Here is a 23,100-nt window from a genome sequence, read left to right on the forward strand (position 1 = left end):
GGTGTGGATCGGCGCAGTCAGCCTGTTTCCGGAGATGTTCGGCGCGGTCACGGAGTTCGGCATCACCGGTCGCGCAGTTCGTGACGGGTTGCTCAGGTTTCAGAGCTGGAATCCGCGGGATTTCACCCATGACCGGCACCGCACCGTTGATGATCGCCCCTATGGCGGTGGCCCTGGCATGCTGATGAAAATCCAGCCCCTGCGGGATGCCATCCATGCCGCTCGGGAGGCGGCGCCGGGTAAGGCTTGTGTGGTGTATCTTTCGCCTCAGGGGGAAACCCTGAACCAGTCGGTGGTGGAGTCGCTGGCTGCGGCGGAAAACCTGATACTGGTCGCGGGGCGTTACGAAGGTGTTGATGAACGCCTGATCTTGACGGAAGTCGATCGGGAAGTGTCGCTGGGCGATTTTGTGCTGTCCGGTGGCGAGCTGGCAGCGATGTCAGTGATTGATGCGGTTACACGCCTCATCCCCGGAGCGCTGGGTCATGCGCAGTCGGCAGAACAGGATTCGTTTGCCGATGGTTTGCTGGATTGTCCGCACTATACCCGGCCGGAAGTTTACGAGGGTATGGCAGTGCCGGACGTGTTACTCGGCGGTCACCATGACCAGATCCGGCGTTGGCGGCTGAAGCAGTCGCTGAGGCGAACCTGGGAGCGACGCCCCGACCTGCTGGAACAGCGGGTGTTTACGGACGAAGAGCGTGAGCTGCTGGATGAAATTTTAAATGAACCGGGTGCCACTGAGTGATCAGGGCATTGAGAGATTGGGTATCAGGAGCAATTCGATGAGCGGCAAGAACAACATCATCAGTCAGATTGAAGCGGAACAGATGACCAAGGAAATCCCTGCCTTCGCGCCGGGTGACACCGTGGTTGTTCAGGTGCGTGTAACCGAGGGTAACCGTGAGCGTCTGCAGGCGTTCGAGGGTGTGGTGATCGGTAAGCGCAACCGTGGTCTGAACTCTTCCTTCACCGTTCGTAAGATTTCTTACGGTGTCGGCGTAGAGCGTACTTTCCAGACTTACTCCAAACTGATCGACAGCATCAACGTCAAGCGTCGTGGTGACGTGCGTCAGGCCAAGCTGTACTACCTGCGTGACCTGTCCGGTAAGGCTGCTCGCATCAAGGAGAAGCTGGGCTGATTCGACCTTTTCGGGTCAGTCGGCAAGCCGGACCTGTTGGGTCTGGCGGGATAAAAAGGCAGCCATTGGCTGCCTTTTTTGCGTCTGGCCGAAGCCAATCCGGTGGGGGAGATTCGGGGCGATGGAAGCTAGAGGGGCAGCTTGGTAATGGCAATCGCGGGAGAGTGGCGTGACTGAATCGATGGCCCTGGAGAATGGTCGACTGATCGAGCGTTTCTGCGAGGCGATCTGGCTCGAGGAAGGGCTTGGGGAGAATACCCGATCGGCCTACCGCAGCGACCTGGAGCGACTGGCCGCCTGGTTGTTGGAGCGGCCGGGGGGCAAGACGCTGGCCGCAGCGGTCCGTAGCGACCTGCTGGAGTGGGTGTCCCGGGGAATGGCGGAAGGGCGTAAGAGCTCCACCGCCGCCCGTCGCCTCTCTTGCCTGAGGCGGTTTTACCGCTACCTGCTGCGGGAGGGAGTCATTCAAGAAGACCCCACGCTGCGCATCGACAGTCCCAAGCTGCCGAAGCGGCTGCCCGATACCCTGTCCGAAGCGGAGGTGGAGGCCCTGCTCAATGAGCCGGATCCGGCCGTCGCCATCGAGCTTCGTGACAAGGCCATGCTGGAGATTCTCTACGGTTGTGGCCTGCGGGTAACGGAGCTGGTCACCCTGCGGGTGGATCAGGTCAACCTGCGCCAGGGGGTGGTCCGGATCACCGGTAAGGGCGGCAAGGAGCGCCTGGTGCCGCTCGGGGAGGAAGGCGTCGATTGGCTGCTTCGCTACATGAAAATCGGGCGCGGGGCGCTGTTGAAGGGGCGGGCCAGCGATGACCTGTTTCCCGGCAACAGGGCCTGCGCAATGACGCGCCAGGCCTTCTGGCACCGGATCAAGCAGTACGCGGTGCGGGCCGGAATCCACAAGCATCTGTCCCCGCATACCCTCCGTCATGCCTTTGCGACGCATCTCCTGAATCACGGCGCGGACTTGCGGGTGGTTCAGATGCTGCTCGGCCATTCCGATTTGTCCACCACCCAGATCTATACCCACGTAGCCCGCCAGCGCCTGCAGTCTCTGCATCGCACCCATCATCCCAGAGGTTAGTCACGGGGCCGCCGACTTGGTACATTGTGCGCCAGAGCGGTGAATGAACTTTTCCGCGCCGCCAAGGTCGCAAAGGTTCCAGAAATCGGTCGGTGTTTCCCGATCCAGTGCCCAGCATGCTGGGCGACAAATACAGGATTCATTATGTCGAGAAGTAATACGATCGTCCGTAAACTGCAGGCCCTGCTGTTGTCGGTGGCGGTGTCCGCCGGCGCCACCGCCTGGGCGGGGGAAATCGAGGAAGCCATTGCCGCGCGTTTGTCGGAGTCGCTGCCGGCCCTGGGGCAGGTGGTGGTGGAGCCGACCCCGGCACCGGGGCTGTACAAGGTGGTCAGTGAACAGAATGAGTTGATCTACACCACCGAGGACGGCCAGTTCCTGATCAGCGGTGAGCTTTTGCAGCTGACGGACGATGGCCTGGTGAGCCTGTCTGAGAACGCGCGAGCGGAGATCCGGGTGGCGGCCATGAACAAGTTGGGGCAGGAGGGTCTGATTCGTTTCCCGGCGGAGGGCGAGCAAAAGGCCCAGATCAACGTGTTCACCGATATCGACTGTGGCTACTGCCGCAAGCTGCATACCGAGGTCCCGCAGCTCAATGCCATGGGCATCACGGTCAACTATTATGCCTTCCCCCGGTCCGGTCCCAATACCGCTTCCTTCGCCAAGTATGAGTCGGTCTGGTGTGCCGACGACCAGCGGGCCGCGATGAACGCCGCCAAGCGGGGAGAGCGTGTGGCGGCAGCCAGCTGCGAGAACCCCGTACTGGCCCAGTATCAACTGGGGCGACAGCTCGGCGTAACCGGCACCCCAGCGATTGTGCTGGAAGACGGCAACATGATCCGTGGCTACGTGCCGGCCGAGCAGCTGGCCAAGGGGCTTGGCGTTCGTTGAGCCCTGTCACCCCTGCCAGTAGGCCGTGATCCTGGCCTTTTGTCGGCAGCCCTAACACAACCGGCTGCTTAGCCGGTATACTATGCCGTCGCATAATTCAAGAAGCCTGCGGACCGCTCCGGGATAGAATCCGGGCTGGTGGTTCGCAGGCTTGCCAATCATCAGGAACAGGGGTGAGAGATTGAAAGACGTCAATGTCGGAATTTGCGGGCTGGGTACAGTAGGTGGCGGTACCTTCAATGTACTGAACCGGAACGCCAGCCAGATTGCTGGCCGGGCGGGCTGCAACATTCGAATCAGCCGGGTGGCGAGTCGCACCGCGCGCACCGACCTTGACCTGGGCGATATTCCTTTCACCACTGATATCTTCGATGTGGTCAACGATCCCGGTGTCGATATTGTTATCGAGCTAATCGGCGGCTATGAAACCGCCAAAGAGCTGGTGATGAGTGCCATCAATAACGGCAAGCACGTTGTCACCGCCAACAAGGCGCTGATCGCGGTCCATGGCAATGAAATCTTTGAGGCGGCGGAGCAGAAGGGGGTGATTGTCGCCTTCGAAGCCGGCGTGGCTGGCGGAATCCCGGTGATCAAGGCCATGCGGGAAGGGCTGGCGGCCAACCGCATCGACTGGATTGCCGGCATCATCAACGGCACCGGCAACTTCATCCTTACCGAGATGCGTGCCGGGCGGGAATTCGCCGATGTGCTCAAGGAAGCCCAGCAGCTGGGCTACGCTGAGGCGGACCCCACCTTCGACGTGGAAGGCATCGACGCCGCCCACAAGCTGACGATCCTGGCCTCCACCGGTTTCGGGGTGCCGTTGCAGTTCGAGCGAGCCTACACCGAGGGCATTTCGAAGATCACACCCTACGACATCGCCCATGCCGAAGTGCTCGGCTACCGTATCAAGCACCTGGGCATCGCCCGTCGCCGTGAGCATGGCATCGAACTGCGGGTGCACCCGACCCTGGTGCCCCAGGAACACCTGATCGCCCAGGTGGACGGGGTGCTCAACGCGGTCCTGGTGGATGGCGATGCGGTTGGCCAGACCATGTATTACGGCCCAGGGGCGGGGGATGAGGCGACAGCCTCGGCGGTCATCGCCGATGTGGTGGATGTGGCCCGCGCCGTGGCCCTCGAGAGCAACCACCGGGTACCCTACCTCGGCTTTGCCCAGGCGGCGCTGGAAGACCTGCCGGTATTGCCGATGGAGGATATCCAGTCCGCCTATTACCTGCGTATCCAGGCGGTGGACCATCCCGGTGTGCTGGCCAAGGTCTCTGCCATCCTCAGCGAACACGGCATCAACATTGAGTCCATCGTCCAGAAGGAGTCCGAGCTGGAAGACGGCAAGATTCCGGTGATCATCCTGACCCACACGGTGCAGGAGCGTCAGATCAACCGGGCGATCGAGGACATCGAAGCGTTGGCCGACATCGAGGGCCAGGTTGTGCGCATCCGTGCGGAAAATTTCAGTTAACAGGAAGACAGCGTGAGATATATCAGTACACGGGGTGAGGCCCCTGCCCTGGGATTTGAGGATGTTCTGCTGACCGGCCTGGCCGGCGATGGCGGTCTCTATGTGCCGGAGTCGCTGCCCCACTTCAGCCTGGAGGAGATTCGCAGCTGGCGTGGCCTGTCCTACAGCGAGCTGGCGTTCAACGTGATGCACCCGTTCGTCGACGACGCCATCCCGGCGGACGACTTCCGGGCGATGCTGGATGAGACCTACAAGCACTTTTCCCATTCGGCGGTCGCGCCGCTGGTGCAGCTGGATACCAACGAGTGGGTGATGGAGCTGTTCCGCGGTCCCACCCTGGCGTTCAAGGACTTTGCGCTGCAGCTGCTGGGCCGGCTGCTGGACTACGTGCTGGAGAAGCGCAAGCAGCACGTGGTGATCATGGGGGCCACCTCCGGCGACACCGGTTCCGCCGCCATCGAGGGCTGCCGCCATTGCGAGCACGTCGACATCTTCATCCTCCACCCCCACGAGCGGGTGTCCGAGGTGCAGCGTCGCCAGATGACCACCGTCTTGGGTGACAACATCCACAACATTGCGGTGCGGGGCAACTTCGACGACTGCCAGCGCATGGTGAAGCAGAGCTTCGGCGACCAGTCCTTCCTGGGCGGCAAGACCCAGCTGGCGGCCGTAAACTCCATCAACTGGGCGCGAATCATGGCCCAGATCGTCTACTACTTTCAGGCCTCCCTGGCCCTGGGTGGCCCGGATCGCAGCCTGGCGTTCTCCGTGCCCACCGGCAATTTCGGCGACATCTTCGCCGGCTACCTGGCCAAGAAGATGGGGCTGCCCATTGCCCAGCTGGTGATTGCCACCAACCGCAACGACATCCTCCACCGCTTCATGAGCGGCAATAAGTACGAGCAGCACCAGCTGGAGCATACCCTGTCGCCGAGCATGGACATCATGGTGTCCAGCAACTTCGAGCGACTGCTGTTCGACCTCCACGGTCGCGACGGCGCCGCGGTGAAGGATCTGCTGGAGCGCGCCCAGCAGGGCCCGGTGAGTATCGAGGACTACCGCTGGCGCAACGCCCGCAAGCTGTTCGACAGCGATGCGGTGGATGACAAGGGGACCTGCGACACCATTCGTGAAGTGTACGAGCAGACCGAATACCTGCTTGACCCGCACACTGCCATCGGCGTACGCGCGGCCCGTAACTGTCGCCGCGACGCCAGTGTGCCCATGGTGACCCTGGGTACCGCCCATCCGGCCAAGTTCCCGGATGCCATCGCGGAAGCCGGTTTGAGCGTCAAGCCCCAGCTGCCCCCCCACATGGCCGACCTGTTCGAGCGGGAGGAACGCTGTACGGTGCTTGATAACGACCTGGCCGAAGTGCAGTCGTTCATGGCCAGCCACTGGAAGCACGCCTAACCATTTTCAGGCTCCTATGACCCCGAAGAAGATCGTCCGTCGTCCCGGACCGGCCACCGAGCCGGACTGGGGCGCGCAGTTGCCTCCGCTGCTGCGTCGCCTCTACGCCGCCCGCGGCGTCAACTCCGAGCAGCAACTCAACTACACCCTGAAACACCTGGCCTCCCCGCTGGATATGCGGGGTATCGACCGGGCGGTGGAGCTGCTGGCCGGGGCCATTCGTGACAACCAGCGGGTTCTGGTGCTGGGCGATTTCGATGCCGACGGCGCCACCAGCACCGCCGTGGCCGTGTTGGGGTTGTCCATGCTCGGCCTGGCGGATGTGGATTTTCGGGTGCCCAGCCGGTTTGCCGACGGCTACGGCCTGACGCCGGGCATCCTGCACCGCTTGCAGGCAGAGGGGGCGTTGCCGGATCTGCTGGTGACGGTGGATAACGGCATCTCGGCCATCGAGGGGGTGGCCGAGGCCCGAAAGCTGGGCGTCAAGGTGTTGGTGACCGACCACCACCTGGCGGGGGACACCCTGCCCGAGGCCGACGCCATCGTGAATCCCAATCAACCCAACTGTCCCTTTCTGAGCAAGAACGCCGCCGGTGTTGGCGTGATGTTCTACGTGCTGACTGCCCTGCGGCGGCGCCTGCGGGAGCTTGGCGAGTTGCCGGAGCCGGAACCCAATCTGGGCAGCCTGCTGGATTTGGTGGCCCTGGGCACCGTGGCTGACGTGGTGCCGCTGGATCATAACAACCGCATCTTTGTCGAACAGGGACTGCGTCGGATCCGTCAGGGCCTGGCCAGGCCAGGCATTCTGGCGCTGCTGGAAGTGGCCGGGCGAGACTACCGCCAGATCAGCGCCACCGACCTGGGCTTTGTGGTGGGGCCGCGGCTCAATGCCGCCGGTCGCCTGGACGACATGAGCGTCGGCATTGCCTGCCTGTTGGCGGGGAGTTCGGAGGAGGCTCGTCGCCTGGCCAGCGAACTGGATACCTTCAACCGGGAACGGCGTTCCATCGAGCGGGATATGAAGAGCCAGGCCCAGGACCTGTTGGCGTCCATGTCGCTGGACCTGGAGGGCCTGCCCTGGGGGCTGGCGCTGTTCGATCCCGATTGGCACCAGGGGGTGATCGGCATTCTGGCGGCGCGGATCCGGGAGCAGACCCATCGGCCGGTCATCGCGTTCGCCCCCGGCGAAGACAGCGAGGAGATCAAGGGCTCCGCACGCTCCATTCCAGGCTTGCACATCCGGGATGTGCTGGCGATGGTGGACACCCGCCATCCGGGCATGCTGAAGAAATTTGGCGGCCACGCCATGGCCGCCGGTATGACCATCGCCCACCAGGACCTGGATGCCTTCGCCGAGGCCTTCGACCTGGCGGTGCGGGACACCATCACCGCCGAAGACCTGGAGGCGGTGATCACCACCGACGGCCCCCTGGCGCCCCACGAGCTGACCCTGGAGACTGCTAACCTGCTGCGTCGGGCTGGCCCCTGGGGGCAGCACTTTCCCGAACCCCTGTTTGATGGCGAGTTTCAGGTCATCAGTCAGCGCGTCGTCGGGCAGAATCACCTCAAGCTGGTGTTGCGGCCGCACGGCAGCGCCGAGGTGGTCGACGGCATCGCCTTCAATACCGGCGCCGAGGTACCGGACTATACGCAAACTGGGGCCCGGGTGGTGTACAAGCCGGACGCCAATACCTTTCGCGGCCGGACCAGTCTGCAGCTGCTGATCGACTACCTGGAACCGGTGTCCGACTCCGACGCTTGATCGTTCCACCACTGGATAGGCCCTGAAGGTTGGCCTGGCAGGCTGATTTACCCCGGTATTTCCGTTAAAATGCCGCGTCTGATTTATTGCAGTCGCGACCGCTTTTAGCAAGGGGCAGGGCGTGGCTGCCACAATTTTCCGGAAGGTGAGAAACGGTTTCATGGAAATCAATCCCATTGTGACGAAGATCAAAGAGCTTCGTGAGCGCACTGATGCGCTTAGGGGGTATCTTTGACTACGACCACCGAAGCGAACGGCTGGTTGAAGTAGAGCGCGAACTGGAAGAGCCCACCGTATGGGACAATCCGGAGCGGGCCCAGGCTCTGGGCAAGGAACGGTCGGACCTGGAGTTGATCGTCAAGACCATCGATAACCTGACCTCCGGCCTGGAAGACGCCGAAGGCCTGCTGGAAATCGCAGTCGAAGAGGACGACGAGGCCACGGCGGACGAGATTGTCGCCGACCTGGACGGGCTCGATGGCGAGCTGCAAAAGCTCGAGTTCCGCCGCATGTTCTCCGGCGAGATGGACGCCAACAATGCCTATCTCGATATCCAGGCGGGATCCGGCGGCACCGAGGCCCAGGACTGGGCCAACATGCTGCTGCGCATGTACCTGCGCTGGGGCGAGCGTCACGGCTTCAAGACCGAGATTGTCGAGGCCCAGGATGGTGAGGTGGCTGGCGTCAAGAGTGCTACGGTGCATTTCCAGGGCGATTACGCCTACGGTTGGTTGCGTACCGAAACCGGCGTTCACCGACTGGTGCGCAAGTCACCGTTCGATTCCGGCAACCGCCGCCATACCTCCTTTTCCTCGGTGTTCGTCTCGCCGGAAGTGGATGACAGTTTCGAGATCGAGATCAACCCGGCCGACCTGCGGGTGGACGTCTATCGCGCCTCCGGTGCCGGTGGTCAGCACGTCAACCGGACCGAGTCCGCGGTGCGACTGACCCACAACCCGACCGGGATCGTGGTGGCCTGTCAGGCCGGCCGAAGCCAGCATCAGAACAAGGACCAGGCCATGAAACAGCTCAAGGCCAAGCTGTTCGAGTTCGAGATGCAAAAGCGCAACGCCGAGAAACAGAAGCAGGAAGACGCCAAGGCCGACATTGGCTGGGGCAGCCAGATTCGCTCGTACGTGCTGGACGATAGCCGGGTCAAGGACCTGCGGACCAAGGTTGAGACCAGCAATACCCAGGCCGTACTGGACGGCGACATCGACAAGTTCATCGAGGCCAGCCTCAAGATGGCCCTGTAAGCTGAACCGGTATTCCAAGTTTTCCCCATTAGACCCGACTGTTAGTGAGAGACCATGACTGAGCAAACGCCCAACGACGTCCAGCAGGAAGACAACCGACTGATCGCAGAGCGTCGTGCCAAGCTGGCGGAACTGCGCGAACAGGGTTCGCCGTTTCCCAACGATTTCCGTCGCGACGCCACCGCCGCCGAACTGCAGGAGAAGTACGGCGACAAGAGCAAGGAAGAGTTGGAATCGCTGGGTATCCAGGTGGCCATCGCCGGTCGCCTGATGCTCGATCGCAAGGCCTTCAAGGTGGTCCAGGACATGTCCGGGCGGATCCAGATCTACGCCGCCAAGGATGTCCAGAAAGCCACCAAGCACTGGGATCTGGGGGATATTGTGGGTGTGCGCGGCACCCTGGCCAAGTCCGGCAAGGGCGACCTCTACGTCACCATGGACCACTACGTGCTGCTGACCAAGTCCCTGCGTCCGCTGCCGGAGAAGCACAAGGGTCTGACCGATACCGAGGCCCGCTATCGCCAGCGCTACGTGGACCTGATGACCAACGAGGACAGCCGGCGGGTGTTCCTGGCCCGCTCGAAGATCATCAACTGCATCCGCAACTACTTCGCCGAGCGGGATTTCATCGAGGTGGAAACGCCGATGCTGCAGGTGATTCCCGGTGGTGCCACGGCGCGGCCGTTCATCACCCACCACAACGCGCTGGACATTGACATGTACCTGCGCATCGCGCCGGAACTGTACCTCAAGCGCCTGGTGGTCGGCGGTTTCGAGCGGGTGTTCGAGATCAACCGCAACTTCCGCAACGAAGGATTGTCCACCCGGCACAACCCCGAGTTCACCATGCTGGAGTTCTATCAGGCCTACGCCGACTACAACGACCTGATGGACCTGACCGAGGAAATGCTGCGGGAAACCGCCCGTGCGGTCACCGGCAGCGACATCGTGGTCAACACCCGGGCGCTTCCGGATGGCGGGGAAGAACGCATCGAGTATGACTTCGGCAAGCCCTTCGACCGGCTGACCGTGGTGGAGGCCATCCTCAGGTACAACCCGGATGTCACCGCCGAGCAACTGGCGGACGACGCCAGCGCCCGTCAGCTGGCCGAGGGCCTGGGCATTCCGCTGAAAGACAGCTGGGGCCTGGGTAAGGTCCAGATCGAGATCTTCGAGGCGACCGCCGAGCACCGGCTGATGCAGCCGACCTTCATCACCGAGTACCCCACCGAGGTGTCGCCGCTGGCCCGTCGTTCCGACGCCAACCCGTTCGTCACCGAGCGCTTTGAGTTCTTTGTCGGTGGTCGCGAGATCGCCAACGGCTTCTCCGAGCTGAACGACGCCGAAGACCAGGCGGAACGCTTCCGCGCCCAGGTGGCGGAGAAGGACGCCGGTGACGACGAGGCGATGTTCTACGACGAAGACTACGTGACGGCGCTGGAATACGGCCTGCCGCCTACGGCCGGCGAAGGGATCGGCATCGACCGCCTGGCCATGCTGCTGACCAACTCGCCGTCGATCCGCGATGTGATCCTGTTCCCGGCGATGCGGCCGGAGCACAAGGTCAGCGCCGCAAAGGACGACTGAGCATGAGTCCGGCCCAGACACTGGCGAGCCAGCTCCGGCCGGACCGGGGCTGGTCCGAACATCTGGCGGGGGAGTTCGAGCAGTCCTACATGCATACCCTGGCGGAGTTCCTGGCCGCCGAGGAGCAGGCGGGCAAGGTGCTGTACCCCGCCAGTCAGCACTGCTTCAATGCCCTCAACAGTACGCCGCTGGACCAGGTGTCGGTGGTGATTCTGGGGCAGGACCCCTACCACGGCCCGGGCCAGGCCCATGGTCTGTGCTTCAGCGTGCGCCCGGAGGTGCCACCGCCACCATCCCTGGTCAACATCTTCAAGGAGCAGCAGGACGACGTCGGCATCACCGTGCCGGATCACGGCTGCCTGCAGCCCTGGGCGGAACAGGGGGTGCTGTTGCTCAACAGCGTGCTGACGGTGGTGCAGGGCCAGGCTGGGGCACACCAGGGGCAGGGCTGGGAGACCTTCACCGACCGGGTGATTGATGTGATCAACCGGGAGCGCGAAGGGGTGGTGTTCCTGTTGTGGGGCAGCTATGCCCGCAAGAAAGGCAAGATGATCGATCGGCAGCGGCACCTGGTGCTGGAGGGGCCGCATCCGTCCCCGCTCAGTGCCTACCGCGGTTTCTTCGGCTGTCGCCACTTCTCCCGGGCCAACGACTGGCTGCAGCAGCAGGGGCAGCGCCCGGTGAACTGGCAACTGCCCTCCAAGCAAGAGCTCCTGGCCCGGTACCGCAAGTAGCGGCGCCGGTTCATCGGCGTTTACTGCAGCAGGGCCATGGCCGCTTCCATCTCGGCGTTCAGGTCCTCTTCCTCGCTCATGTCGATGTCCGGGTCGAGTCCCAGGCGGTCGAACGCGGAAATGCCCTTCCAGTCCATCTGCGCCCAAGGATGCTCGGAACCTGCCACCAGTTGCAGGTTTGCCACCATCACCAGGTCGGCGTAGTCGGCTTTCTCCGCCTGGCGCTGGAAGTTCATGTATTCCCGGGGTACCGATTGCAGTTCCGGTGAAAAGTCCCATTTCTTGAGAATCTGGCTGCCCAGGCGCGGATGCAGTTCGTCCACCACGTTGTCCAGCATCAGGCTGCTGATCTGGATGTCCCTGTCCTCCACATACCGCAGGATCGGCAGGACCCCGATCAGGTGCACCAGGCCCGCGAGGGTAGCCTGGTCCGGCTTGAGGCGGGTGTAGTGCTGGGCCAGCACGTGGCAGATGCCCGCCACCTCGGTGCTGGTCTGCCAGGTGGCGCGCAGGCGTTTGTCGATCATGTCGGAGGTGGCCTGAAACATCTGCTCCATGGCCAGGCCCATGGCCAGATTGCTGGTGTAGGCCATGCCCAGGCGGCTGACCGCCATGTTCAGGTTGTCGATGGCCCGGGAACCCCGGAACAGCGGGCTGTTGCAGACCCGGATCAGGCGGGCCGAGAGTGCGGTGTCGTTACTGATAACCTTGACCAGGTCGGCAATGGAGGAGTCGTCGGACTCGGCAATTTCCCGCACCTGCAGAGCGGCCTCGGGCAAGGTGGGCAAGACCAGCTTGTCGTTCTCGATGGCTTCTACGAGGTCGTTGGTAATGGTTTCAACAATCGTTGACATAGTCAGTTGGAATCCGTGCGCTGATTGTTAGCGTGGGGCCCCGGATGCCATATCCGGGACGCGTATGAAGACCCCTAAGTTATAGCAAATTCCTGCCCTGCTGCCTGTCAACTTATGTATCCGGGCTCCGCTCGGTGACGGTATAGGGCAGGGGGAGCGGGGTCAGGGCAGGCCCGCCTTCGCCGAGTGTCAGCGCCTCCGTGTCGGCGTCGTGGCGAATCACGGCCAGCACCTCGGTGACGGCCTCGGTGTTCGTGATGGCGTTGACCACTTCGCCGACGCTCCGGTCTCCGGCGAGGATGGCTGTGCCGGGCTGTGCCGGCTCGGGGCAGTGCCCGGCCCGCAACCGGAACAGGCTCTTCTTCAACTGCCCCAGGTAGTGCATGCGCGCGACCACTTCCTGGCCGGTGTAGCAGCCCTTCTTGAAGTGTATGCCTCCCAGGTGCTGCCAGTTGAGCATTTGCGGCACGTAGGCCGCCTGGCTGGTGGCGCTTAGCCGGGCGACGCCGGCGGCAATCTCCGAGGCCCGCCAATTGGCGGGAGTGGTCGCCACAGCGCCGGTCAACGCCGCCGACTGCTGATCCGAGAGGGGACCCAACTGCCACCATTCGAAGCGGGCCAGGCCCTCGGCGGTGTCCTCGCTGCGAATCAGTCGGTGGCGTCCGACCGCGACGGTGGCGCCGGGGCTGGTCAGCGCGGTGTCGGCCTCGGGGCTGAGCTGTCGCGCCAACTCCAGGCCAAACAGGCCGATCATTCGAGCGTCCGGTTCCGCCGACATGGACGTGCCACGAAACAGCATCAGGTACTTGCCGAGCTGCTGCTGGATGTCGTCGGCGATCTCGGTCGGCAGGGACAACAGCACGTCCTCGCCATCGCGGACCAGACGGGTCAGGCAGTAGGCTCGTCCCTTGGGAGTACAGGCGGCGGCCCGGGGGGAATGGCTGTCCGTCACCTCGTCCAGGCTTTGACTGAACTGGCCGTGGAGGAAATCCCGGGTGCCCGGTCCGGTCACCCGAACCAGTCTCTCATCCTCAAGCGCCGCATAACCGCTGGCGGGCAGCGGGGTATCGGCAACGGAAGGGGTGGCTTCGGTCATGAAAAATCTCCCAACGGTTAGGGGTCTGCGGTGAAGCGATGGGGACAGCTTAACGGGATGGCCGCAGCTTAAGCCAGACCCGCAGTTGCCGGAATGGCTCCGGATCCACATTGTGGAGCCGGTCCCCGTAATGAATCAGTACCAGGGTGCGGGACCAGAACCGCTTGCCGGGGCAGGACAGCCGCAGCAGTGCCAGACGGCCTCCGAGGCGACTGTCGCCGGAGGCGCGCACTGGCAGTCGGCGACCGTCTCGCAGTTGGGCCCAGAGCCCGGTTTCTTGCACGCTGAGGGCAACGACGGAGTCCAGCCCCTGCAGCCTTCCACAGCGCCGGAACTGCACCAGGGCGCCGGCCAGGGCCAGCGGCGTCGCCAGAAACAGGATAAACGGGCCGCTAGCGGCCAGGTACAGTGTGGTCAGCAACAGAAGCAGCCAGGGGGCAGCGACGATCAGGCCGGCCGCCAGGCTGGGGTACAGATGCAGTTCAGTCCGGCTGGACACGGTTGAGGATGAGGTCGACGATCCGCTGCAGGTCCGGGTCCTCGGGGCGGCTGCGCTGCATGAACCATTCGAACATATCGGTATCTTCACAGTTCAGCAGCTTGTGGTAGCGCGCCTGGTCTTCTTTCGGCAGATCCGGGTAGGCCTCCTTGAGGAAAGGGATCAGCAGCACGTCCAGCTCCAGCATGCCCCGGCGGCTGTGCCAGAACAGGCGGTTGAATTCGGTGTTGTCAGACATCGTTGTTCTCGCGTTTGGTCAATGGCCGTTGCGCAGCCGGTCAGGGGGCAACGGTCCGGTAGGTGGTGGGCACCAGGACGGTGTCCTTGATTTCCGGGGACAGCCCTGGGTAGTCCAGTGTGTAGTGCAGGCCCCGGCTTTCCTTACGCTGCAGCGCGGAGCAGATAATGAGATCGGATACCGTGACCAGGTTGCGCAGTTCCAGCAGGTCGTTGGTGACCCGGTAGTTGCTGTAGAACTCGCTGATTTCGCTGGCCAGCAGGTCGACCCGGTGCTTGGCTCGCTGCAGGCGTTTGGTGGTGCGGACAATGCCCACATAGTCCCACATGAAGTGACGCAGCTCGTCCCAGTTGTGGGAAATCACCACGTCCTCGTCGGAATCCCGAACCTGGGATTCGTCCCATTCGGGCGCCTCCGGTGGCGCCGGGATATCGTGTTCGCGCCGGGTAATGTCCGCGGCGGCGGCGCGGCCGTAGACCAGGCACTCCAGCAGGGAGTTGCTGGCCATGCGGTTGGCGCCGTGCAGACCGGTGAAGGCGGCTTCGCCAACCACATACAGCTGGTTGATGTCGGAACGGGCCCGGTGGTCGGTAACTATGCCGCCACAGGTATAGTGGGCGGCGGGGACCACCGGAATCGGGTCCCGGGTGATGTCGATTCCGAAGCTGAGGCACTTTTCGTAGATGGTCGGGAAGTGCTGCTTGATGAAATCCGCTGGCTTGTGGCTGATGTCCAGGTAGAGGTGATCAGCCCCCAGGCGCTTCATCTCGTGGTCGATGGCGCGGGCGACGATGTCCCGGGGCGCCAGTTCGGCCCGGTGATCGAAACGGTCCATGAAGCGCGAACCGTCCGGCAGCAGCAGGTGGCCGCCTTCACCCCGCACCGCCTCGGTGATCAGGAATGACTTGGCGTGGGGGTGGTACAGGCAGGTGGGGTGAAACTGGTTGAACTCCATGTTGGCCACCCGGCAGCCCGCACGCCAGGCCATGGCGATGCCGTCCCCGGATGCGCCGTCGGGGTTGGTGGTGTAGCGATAGGCCTTGCTGGCGCCGCCGGTGGCAATGACCGTGAACCGGGCCCGGAACAGCTCCACGTGGCTGGTCTCCAGGTTGAGGATATAGGCACCGACACAGCGGTTACCCGGCAAGCACAGCTTGCGGTTGGTGATCAGGTCCACCGCCACCCGTTGGGACATCAGGTCGATGTTGCTTCGTGCCGCCGCCTGCTCGGTCAGGGTGCTGGACACCGCGTGGCCGGTGGCATCGGCGGCGTGAATGATGCGTCGATAGCTGTGGCCGCCCTCGCGGGTGAGGTGCAGCTCGGCATTTTCGTCCCGGGTGAACTTCACGCCACTGTCGATCAGCCAGTCGATGCTTTCCTTGCCGTGTTCCACGGTGAATCGCACCGCGTCTTCGTGGCACAACCCGCCGCCGGCGTTGAGGGTATCACTGATGTGATGCTCCACCGAGTCTTCGTCGTCGAGCACCGCCGCGATGCCCCCCTGAGCCCACAGCGTGGCGCCGCTGCTGATATCGGCCTTGCTGATAACGGCAATGCGAAGATGCTCGGGCAGGTTCAGTGCAACGGTCAAGCCGGCGGCACCACTGCCGACTATCAGGACGTCGTAATCGTAAGGCTGTGGCATTGGATCGTAGTCAGGGGCCATAATGTGGAGGTGTATTGAACTAAACTTTGCGCCTGCTGTCTATTTGGCCACATGGGGCGCGGCGCTGATACGGCGCTGCGAACGGGTTATTCGACCATTCCATACTGCCGGATAAGACATCAGGATGACACTCACAGAGAAACAGCTCGCAGGCCCTCCGGCCGATCACCGAGTGAGCCCCGGCAACCCATCCATGACTGCTGAACCCAGCAAACGCGTTGAGGAACTCCCCGATAGCCAGACCGATCTGCAACTGGTGCGGAAGGTTCGTCATGGCGATCGGGCCGCGTTTGATCTGCTGGTCATCAAGTATCAGTCCCGGGTTGCCTCCATCATCAGCCGCTATGTGTATGACAGCCAGGAAGTGATGGACCTGGCTCAGGAAACCTTTGTTAAAGCCTACCGTGCCATCGACCGGTTTCGTGGTGACAGTGCATTTTACACCTGGCTGTACCGGATTGCTGTCAACACCGCCAAGAATTACCTGGAGGCCCGTGGCCGGCGCCCGCAGGGCAGTGCCGATGCCGCGGACGCCGAAAACTTTGACGACGGCACCCGCCTGAGGGACACCGCCTCGCCGGAGCGGGAGCTGCAGCGGGACCAGTTGCAGCAGGAGCTGAGCCGCGCCATTGCGGCTCTGCCGGAGGAGCTGCGTTCTGCCTTTTTGCTCAGGGAGTACGACGGGCTGAGTTATGAAGACATTGCTCGTATCCTGGAATGCCCGATTGGCACCGTCAGGTCACGGATCTTCCGGGCACGAGATGCAGTGGATCGACAGCTGGGGCCGATATTGGGCGCCGGTTGAGGGTGACATATTCTGAACGGTTTAACGAGGTTGCATCACATGGATGATCGTCTCAAAGAAACGCTGTCTGCAATGTTGGACGACCAGGCCGATGAGCTGTCGGTGCGGCGCGTGCTGTCCCATACCGAACAGCAGCAGGTCCGGTCACAGTGGCAGCGTTGGCACCAGTTGCGAGAGCTGTTGCATGAAGGCCAGGGGCGTGTGGAGCCGATCGATGTCAGTCACCGGGTCCGCCAGTCGCTCGCCGGGACCGGACTGACCGTGGACCTGCCGCAACCGGAGCCCGAGCCCCGGGAGCCGACCAATTGGCACTGGCCGGCGGTGGCCATGGTGATGGCCGGCCTGCTGGTGGGCTTTGGTATGGGCACCGGCTGGGACATCCAGCAGGCGGAGTCGCCGGTGCTGGCCCGGGAAGCGAGGCTGGGGCCAGCGGAAACTGCGGGGGCGACCAGCGCCGAGGTGATGCCGGAAATCGCCTTACAGGGGCTGGATGAGCAGCAGTGGGAACATTTGAGCCGTTACCTGCTTGAACACGCCCAGCACAACAGTGTTGCCGCTGGGCGGGGAGCGGTGGGCTATGCCCGGTTGGCCAGCGTGTCGACCCCGGCCTATTGAGTTTGATGAAAGCTATGACTGAGCGGGTCGCTATGACAGGGGGAGGGCTTTCGGTGTGGCTTAAAGCGGCACTGTTGGGGGTGTGGGTGATGACGGCGCCGCTGGCTGTGGCGGAGACGCCCCCCTCTGAGGACGCCCGTGGCTGGTTGGCCCGGTTGGGGCCGGCGCTGAATATGACCACCTATCGGGGGGTCTTTGTCTATGCCCGCGGCGACCAGGTCAGTTCCATGCGGGTGGCCCACCGCTACCGTGACGGAATCGTGGAGGAACGGCTGGTGCAGCAGGACGGGGAAGGCGGCGAAATTGTCCGCAAGGGAACCCGCGTGGTGTGCGTGCTGCCGCGCCACGGCCGTATTCAGCTGGAACAGGTAATGCCAGCCGGCCCCTTTGCCGAGACCTTTGCCCATCAACTGGTCGCCACCAGCGAATGGTACCAGCCGGAGTTGCTGGGTGAGGATCGGGTGGCCGGCTACAGCGTGAAGGTGATCGCTCTGCAGGCGAGAGATGGTGACCGTTATAGTCACCGCTTCTGGCTTGAGCAGCAGACCGGGCTGCTGGTCAAGAGCCATGTGAGGGGTGAGGATGGCCGTGTCCTGGAGAGCTTCCAGTTCACCGACCTGGAAATCACCGACGCTCTGCCGGACAGTGAATTCGAGGTGCAGACCACCGGGGAAGCCGTGTCGCGAACGTTACCGTCGACGTCCGAGGCTGTTGTGGTGAACCGGATGAACGGCTGGACGCTGGGATGGCAGCCGGCCGGCTTCATGCCTGCGGCGGCCCCCGGGTCGGGGAAGGGGCAGGCGGTTGCATTCTCGGACGGTCTCGCGGCCTTCTCGGTGTTTGTCGAGCCGGTCGGCGCCCTGGAGATGCCCACCGGCGTGTCCCGCATTGGTGCCACCACCGCCTACATGCGTAAACTGAAGGCCGGTGACCGGACGTTCCTGGTCACCGTGGTGGGGGAAATTCCTCCGGAAACCGCCATGCGGGTGGCCAACTCGGTGGACATTGAAGATGCCATGGCATTCAGGACCAAGACACCATGATTACGGAAACCGGCAAAGTCGTCGCCCAGGAGGGTGACAAGGTCTGGGTACAGACCATTCGCCAGAGCGCCTGCCAGAGCTGCTCGGCCCGGCAGGGCTGCGGCCAGCGGGTCCTGGCCAGTGTCTCCGGCGGCAAGGCCAATCAGGTGCTGGTGGCCAACCACCTGGGGGCCCGGGTGGGTGATGAGGTGACCGTGGCCATTGCCGAATCGGCTCTGTTGGGCGCATCGCTGCTGATCTACGCGCTGCCGCTGGCGCTCTTCGTGCTTGGGGCCATGCTGGGGCACTGGGCCGCGCCGGAGTCGGAGGGGGTGGCCATCCTGGGGTCGTTGGCGGGCTTGGCGGCCGGATTCGGCCTGGCCCGAACCTCTCAGCATCGCAGCGCGGACGACTACGCGCCCCTCCTGCTCCGGATCAATGGCCCGGCGATTCGGGGTGTCGATGCTCACCCTACTGATTTGTAAGTTGAAAACTTCAGATACGCCCACAGAATAACCGAAAAGCGTCCGAACAGCGTCGGGGCCGTGGTCAACCGGGACTGTTCGGAGGTTTGCCCACCAGATCACATTGCTAGGGAGTTCACGATGTCACGACAAACGTGTGATTCTGCGATCAAGTTACCGGGAGTGCCCCTGATATTAGGTGTTGTTGCGCTGTTGGTGTCGATGCTCGGGGTTCAATCTGCCGCCGCCCGCTCGTTACCCGACTTCACGGAGCTGGTTGAGGAAAACTCCGGTGCGGTGGTTAATATCAGTACCACCCAGACCATGCAGTCCGGCACGCGCTACGGTCTTCCATTCAGCCAGCGGGATTTCGAGCAGCTCCCCGAATTCTTCCAGGACTTTTTTGGCGGACCCAATTCCCCTTTTCACCGCAGGCAGCCTGGCGCTCCCCAGGAACGTCATTCCATGGGCTCCGGCTTCATCGTCTCCGCCGATGGCTATGTGCTGACCAACAATCACGTGATCGAGGGCGCTGACGAAATCGTGGTTCGGCTCAGCGATCGCCGTGAACTGATGGCAACCCTGGTCGGCACCGATCCCCGCTCGGATCTGGCCGTACTGAAGATCGAAAACGGCGACGACCTGCCGGTGGTCAAGGTGGGCCGTTCCAGCGAGTTGAAAACCGGCGAATGGGTGCTGGCCATCGGCTCACCCTTTGGCTTCGACTACACCGCCACCGCGGGCATTGTCAGCGCCCTTGGTCGTTCATTGCCGTCGGAAAACTACGTGCCCTTCATCCAGACCGACGTGGCGATCAACCCGGGGAACTCCGGTGGGCCGCTGTTCAACCTGGATGGCGAAGTCGTCGGTATCAACTCCCAGATCTATACCCGCAGCGGCGGTTTCATGGGGGTGTCCTTTGCCATCCCCATCGACGATGCGATGAACGTGTTCCGGCAGATTCGTGACCATGGAATCGTGTCCCGTGGCTGGCTCGGGGTATTGATTCAGGAGGTCAACCGTGATTTGGCGGAGTCTTTCGGCCTTCGCCGCCCCCGGGGGGCCCTGGTGGCCGAGGTGATGACCAACTCACCGGCAGAGGAAGCCGGGCTCAAGGCCGGCGACATCGTGCTGGCCTACGACGGCGAGGAGATCAGTCTGTCGTCGGACCTGCCGCCGAAGGTTGGTCGTACGCCGGTGGGCGAGACCGCCACCCTCGAGGTGCTGCGGGGCGGCGACCGAATCGAATTGCCGGTGGTCATCGGTGAGTTGCCGGACGAGGGCAGTCAGCAGGCACAGCAAGCAACCCCGCAGGAGTCCACCACCGCACCCCTGGGGCTGGTGGTCGAGCCCTTGCCGGCGAAGCTGAAGGATACCCTGGGGATTGACGGTGGGGTCCTGGTCACCAATGTCGGCCGCGGCGCCGCCCTGAACGCTGGCATCCGGCCCAAGGACATTATCACCGAGCTGGATCGCAAGCCCATCCGCAGCGTGAGCGAGTTCATGGCGGCGGTACGGGCATTGCCGGAGGGTAAGGCGGTGTCGGTCCGGGTCATCCGTCAGGGGCGTGCCACCTATTTGGTGATGAAACCCTAGGATTCCTCCGTAACTCCGTAACAACAGCCAGGCACGGCCAACCCCGCAAGGTACGACACCTTGCGGGGTTTTTGTTATGATTTAGTGTTAATTACAACTATAGAATGGTTCAGACGCCCTCCTGCTGAGGCCAAGGATCGGATCCGACAATATGATGAACAAAAAGGACGTCCCCCTCGGGCAATTGCTGCGCTTCAACAACGCCTGGATTGCCTGGCTATTGCTGCTGGCCTGTATTGTGGTAACCGCCGTGCTATGGCACGTGTCGGTGCGGCTGGTGGAAGATCGTACCGAAGCCCGCTTCCGGACTCAGTCCCTGCAGCTGAAAACCGCCATCGAAGAGCGTCTGCTCAACTACGAGCAGGTGCTGGCCGGCTCGGCGGGGCTGTTTGCCGTAGCCCCCGAGGTGAACCGCAACGACTGGCGTACCTACATCGAGAGCGTGGACATCGATCGCTACTATCCGGGTATCCAGGGTATCGGGTTTACTGCGCGGGTCACTGCGGAGAATGTAGAGCGCCACCTGCAGTGGGCGCGGAGTCAGGGCATGCCCAACTACCGGATCAGCCCGGCAGGCAGCCGGGACGAGTATCACCCGATTGTCTTCCTCGAACCCAGCAGCAACCAGAACCGTCGTGCCCAGGGCTACGATGCCTTCAGCGAGCCGGTCCACCGGTTGGCGATGGGGCGGGCGCGGGATACCGGGGTGCCCATGGTGACTGGCAAGCTGGTGCTGGTGCAGGAGGAAGTGGCCGAGGACCAGGCTGGCTTCCTGATGTACTACCCCGTGTACCAGGGTGGTGAGGTGCCGGACAGCCTGGCCGAACGGCGGATGATGTTACGGGGCTTCGTGTTCAGTGCCTTTCGGATGAACAACCTGGTGGATGGCATTGTCGGGCTGATCTCGCCGTTCCTGGACGTGCGAATCTATGACAACGAGGACGTCAGCCGGGAAACGCTGATGTATGGCTCCAACCTCGGTTCCCTGGACAACGACTTCAGTTTCGAGAAAACCCAGACCATCACTCACGGTGGTCGCACCTGGTTGCTGCAGACCCGTTCTACCCCGGCCTTCGACTACCTGGCGTCGGACCCCCGGCCCACGATCGTGCTTGGGGCCGGCCTGCTGATCAGTGTGCTGATGTTTGCCTTCGCCTTGGTGCTGCTGCGGTCCCGTTTGCTGGCGCAAATGAGCGCTGGGCGTTATCGGGCGATCACCGAGGGTGCCGCCAACGTGACCCTGGTGCTGGGTGACGAGGCGGCACCGCTGTACGCCAGTCCCTCCTGCAAGGACATTCTGGGGTTCGATGCGATGCAGGTGCGGGAGATGGCCCTTGAGAGCATCGTCCACCGTGACGACTGGTCCAAGCTGCGGGCGGAGTTTGACGCCGCCAGGCGGCAGCCCGGTACCCAGATGCCCGTGGTGCGGGCGCGGGTACGCGATGCCAGCGGGGAGTGGCGGGATATGGAAGGCACCTTCACCTCGATGCTGGACGTGCCCGGGGTCAGTGGGGTGGTGCTCAGCCTGCGGGACCTGACCCAGCTCAAGGCGGCCCAGTCCGAGCTGCATCGGTTGGCGTTCTACGATCCGCTGACCGGGCTCGCCAACCGGCAGCTGTTCCGCGACCGCCTGACCCATGTGGTGCGGCGCGGCAAGCGCACCGACGAACCGGCGGCGCTGATGTTCCTGGACCTGGATGGCTTCAAGCGGATCAACGACACCCTGGGGCACGATGCGGGCGACGAACTGCTCCAGCAGGTGGCGCGCTGGTTGACCGGGTGTGTGCGGGAAGAGGACTCGGTGGCCCGCCTCGGCGGTGACGAGTTCGTGGTGTTGCTGTCCCGCATCAGTGGGCCGGATGCCGTGGCCAAGGTGGCGGAAACCATCCTGCGCCGGCTGTGCCAGCGGGTCCGGCTAAACGAGCACGAAATCGGGGTGACGGTCAGCATCGGTGTCACCATGATTCCCCACGACAGCGAAGATCCCGGTGTGCTGATGAAGTACGCCGACCTGGCCATGTACCGGGCCAAGGAGTGTGGCCGCAACAACTACCAGTTCTTCACCCCGGCAATGAACATCAAGGCCGCCCGTCGCCTGCTTCAGCAGGAGGAGCTGGTTGCCGCGCTGGAGGCGGAGCGCTTCGTCCTGCACTATCAGCCCAAGATCGATCTGGCCACGGAGCGGGTCCTGGGTGTGGAGGCGTTCCTGCGCTGGCAACATCCGGAGAAGGGGCTGGTCTCGGCGCAGCAGTTCATCAATCTGGCGGAGGAAACCGGGCTGATCATCCGCCTGGGGGAAATTGCCCTGCGTCAGGCGTGTATCCAGATTCAGGCGCTGGAGCGGGCGGGGTTCGAGGAGCTCAAGGTGGCGGTCAACCTGTCGGTGAAGCAGATCATGGAAAGTGGGTTCCTCGACATGTTCCGTCAGGTGGTCACCGAGACCGGGGTTGCGCCCGAGCGGCTGGAGCTGGAGATGCCGGCGGAACTGCTCAACGAGGATCCCCGCATGCTCCGTGAGCTTCTCGGGGCCCTGCACGACATCGGCGTCTGCCTGATCCTCGACGACTTTGGCAGCGGGGCCTGTTCGCTGGTGTCGTTGCAGCAATTACCACTGGATGTGGTCAAGATCGATCACTGCTTCATTCGTGACATTCCCTACAACGTCAGTGCCACCGATGTCACCTCGGCCGTCATCGCGCTGGCGCGCAAGCTGCACCTGACGGTGGTGGCCGAAGGCGTGGAAACCCCGCAACAGCTCAGTTTCCTCAAGGAGGCGGGCTGTGCCCAGTGCCAGGGTAACCTGTTCAGCTACCCGTTGGACGAGGATGCGCTGATCGGCTTTCTGGTGCGCCAGTACGAACGACCGCTGATGTCGTGAACATGGCAATGGCCG

Annotated in this window: 21 protein-coding genes; 16 read left to right on the forward strand and 5 right to left on the reverse strand. The window is 63.1% G+C overall.

Translation table 11 applies throughout. The features are described from left to right. Nucleotide 1: 1 nt before the first annotated feature. The 10 genes from trmD (at nt 2) to ung (ending at nt 11,352) form a co-directional block, all read left to right on the forward strand. Entirely contained in the window at nt 2-748 is a 747-nt protein-coding gene (trmD, locus tag R3175_RS00190) for a tRNA (guanosine(37)-N1)-methyltransferase TrmD (RefSeq protein ID WP_318941460.1), read from the forward strand. Between the two features lie 37 nt (nt 749-785). Beyond that, on the forward strand, nt 786-1,142 hold the full coding sequence (rplS, locus tag R3175_RS00195; protein WP_318941461.1) for a 50S ribosomal protein L19: 357 nt from the start codon (nt 786-788) through the stop codon (nt 1,140-1,142). 181 nt (nt 1,143-1,323) lie between these two features. After that, entirely contained in the window at nt 1,324-2,226 is a 903-nt protein-coding gene (gene xerD / locus R3175_RS00200) for a site-specific tyrosine recombinase XerD (RefSeq protein WP_318941918.1), read from the forward strand. Nucleotides 2,227-2,370: 144 nt separating this feature from the next. Continuing rightward, complete coding sequence (locus R3175_RS00205; protein ID WP_318941462.1) at nt 2,371-3,117, forward strand: DsbC family protein; 747 nt, start codon at nt 2,371-2,373, stop codon at nt 3,115-3,117. A gap of 181 nt (nt 3,118-3,298) precedes the next feature. Further along, nucleotides 3,299-4,600, forward strand: a complete 1,302-nt coding sequence (locus tag R3175_RS00210) for a homoserine dehydrogenase (protein WP_318941463.1) — start codon at nt 3,299-3,301, stop codon at nt 4,598-4,600. Between the two features lie 12 nt (nt 4,601-4,612). Beyond that, nucleotides 4,613-6,013 (forward strand): threonine synthase, encoded by a 1,401-nt coding sequence (gene thrC, locus R3175_RS00215; RefSeq protein ID WP_318941464.1) that lies wholly within the window; start codon nt 4,613-4,615, stop codon nt 6,011-6,013. A gap of 16 nt (nt 6,014-6,029) precedes the next feature. Then, on the forward strand, nt 6,030-7,775 hold the full coding sequence (gene recJ, locus R3175_RS00220) for a single-stranded-DNA-specific exonuclease RecJ (protein WP_318941465.1): 1,746 nt from the start codon (nt 6,030-6,032) through the stop codon (nt 7,773-7,775). A 160-nt stretch (nt 7,776-7,935) separates the two neighbouring features. Then, nucleotides 7,936-9,031 (forward strand): peptide chain release factor 2 gene (gene prfB, locus R3175_RS00225; RefSeq protein ID WP_318941466.1). Its coding sequence is split into 2 segments (ribosomal slippage): nt 7,936-8,007 and nt 8,009-9,031, totalling 1,095 coding nucleotides; the frame shifts between segments, so codons are not numbered across the junction. 54 nt (nt 9,032-9,085) lie between these two features. Beyond that, nucleotides 9,086-10,618 (forward strand): lysine--tRNA ligase, encoded by a 1,533-nt coding sequence (gene lysS, locus R3175_RS00230; RefSeq protein ID WP_318941467.1) that lies wholly within the window; start codon nt 9,086-9,088, stop codon nt 10,616-10,618. A gap of 2 nt (nt 10,619-10,620) precedes the next feature. Beyond that, nucleotides 10,621-11,352, forward strand: coding sequence for a uracil-DNA glycosylase (ung, locus tag R3175_RS00235; RefSeq protein ID WP_318941468.1), 732 nt, complete (start codon nt 10,621-10,623; stop codon nt 11,350-11,352). Between the two features lie 20 nt (nt 11,353-11,372). Here the strand turns inward: ung and R3175_RS00240 are convergent, their stop codons facing one another. The 5 genes from R3175_RS00240 to nadB all read right to left on the reverse strand — a co-directional run bounded on the left by R3175_RS00240 (nt 11,373) and on the right by nadB (nt 15,684). Beyond that, nucleotides 11,373-12,206, reverse strand: coding sequence for an HDOD domain-containing protein (locus tag R3175_RS00240; protein WP_318941469.1), 834 nt, complete (start codon nt 12,204-12,206; stop codon nt 11,373-11,375). Between the two features lie 112 nt (nt 12,207-12,318). After that, on the reverse strand, nt 12,319-13,302 hold the full coding sequence (locus tag R3175_RS00245) for a folate-binding protein (protein ID WP_318941470.1): 984 nt from the start codon (nt 13,300-13,302) through the stop codon (nt 12,319-12,321). 49 nt (nt 13,303-13,351) lie between these two features. Further along, nucleotides 13,352-13,801, reverse strand: coding sequence for a hypothetical protein (locus tag R3175_RS00250; protein WP_318941471.1), 450 nt, complete (start codon nt 13,799-13,801; stop codon nt 13,352-13,354). Then, the gene (locus R3175_RS00255; RefSeq protein ID WP_318941472.1) at nt 13,785-14,039 is read right to left on the reverse strand and encodes a succinate dehydrogenase assembly factor 2; all 255 of its coding nucleotides are present in this window, start codon (nt 14,037-14,039) and stop codon (nt 13,785-13,787) included. Before R3175_RS00255 ends, R3175_RS00250 begins: the two co-directional genes overlap by 17 nt. Before the next feature lie 40 nt (nt 14,040-14,079). Then, nucleotides 14,080-15,684: an L-aspartate oxidase gene (nadB, locus tag R3175_RS00260; protein WP_318941473.1), complete on the reverse strand. Its 1,605-nt coding sequence runs from the start codon at nt 15,682-15,684 to the stop codon at nt 14,080-14,082. A 214-nt stretch (nt 15,685-15,898) separates the two neighbouring features. Here nadB and rpoE point away from each other — a divergent pair, with 214 nt between their 5' ends. From rpoE to R3175_RS00290, 6 genes are all read left to right on the forward strand, one after another. After that, nucleotides 15,899-16,510, forward strand: coding sequence for an RNA polymerase sigma factor RpoE (gene rpoE / locus R3175_RS00265; protein WP_318941474.1), 612 nt, complete (start codon nt 15,899-15,901; stop codon nt 16,508-16,510). A gap of 39 nt (nt 16,511-16,549) precedes the next feature. Continuing rightward, nucleotides 16,550-17,125 (forward strand): sigma-E factor negative regulatory protein, encoded by a 576-nt coding sequence (locus tag R3175_RS00270; RefSeq protein WP_318941475.1) that lies wholly within the window; start codon nt 16,550-16,552, stop codon nt 17,123-17,125. A 53-nt stretch (nt 17,126-17,178) separates the two neighbouring features. Further along, nucleotides 17,179-18,168: a MucB/RseB C-terminal domain-containing protein gene (locus R3175_RS00275; protein WP_318941476.1), complete on the forward strand. Its 990-nt coding sequence runs from the start codon at nt 17,179-17,181 to the stop codon at nt 18,166-18,168. After that, nucleotides 18,165-18,632: a SoxR reducing system RseC family protein gene (locus R3175_RS00280; protein ID WP_318941477.1), complete on the forward strand. Its 468-nt coding sequence runs from the start codon at nt 18,165-18,167 to the stop codon at nt 18,630-18,632. The genes R3175_RS00275 and R3175_RS00280 overlap by 4 nt, the downstream gene beginning before the upstream one ends. A 201-nt stretch (nt 18,633-18,833) precedes the next feature. Further along, nucleotides 18,834-20,207 (forward strand): DegQ family serine endoprotease, encoded by a 1,374-nt coding sequence (locus R3175_RS00285; protein WP_413231704.1) that lies wholly within the window; start codon nt 18,834-18,836, stop codon nt 20,205-20,207. A gap of 151 nt (nt 20,208-20,358) precedes the next feature. Then, a complete protein-coding gene (locus R3175_RS00290; RefSeq protein ID WP_318941479.1) occupies nt 20,359-23,085 on the forward strand; it encodes an EAL domain-containing protein in 2,727 nt (908 codons plus the stop codon). Nucleotides 23,086-23,100: the final 15 nt, after the last annotated feature.

The organism is Marinobacter sp., from assembly GCF_033722735.1.
Classification (GTDB): Bacteria; Pseudomonadota; Gammaproteobacteria; order Pseudomonadales; family Oleiphilaceae; genus Marinobacter.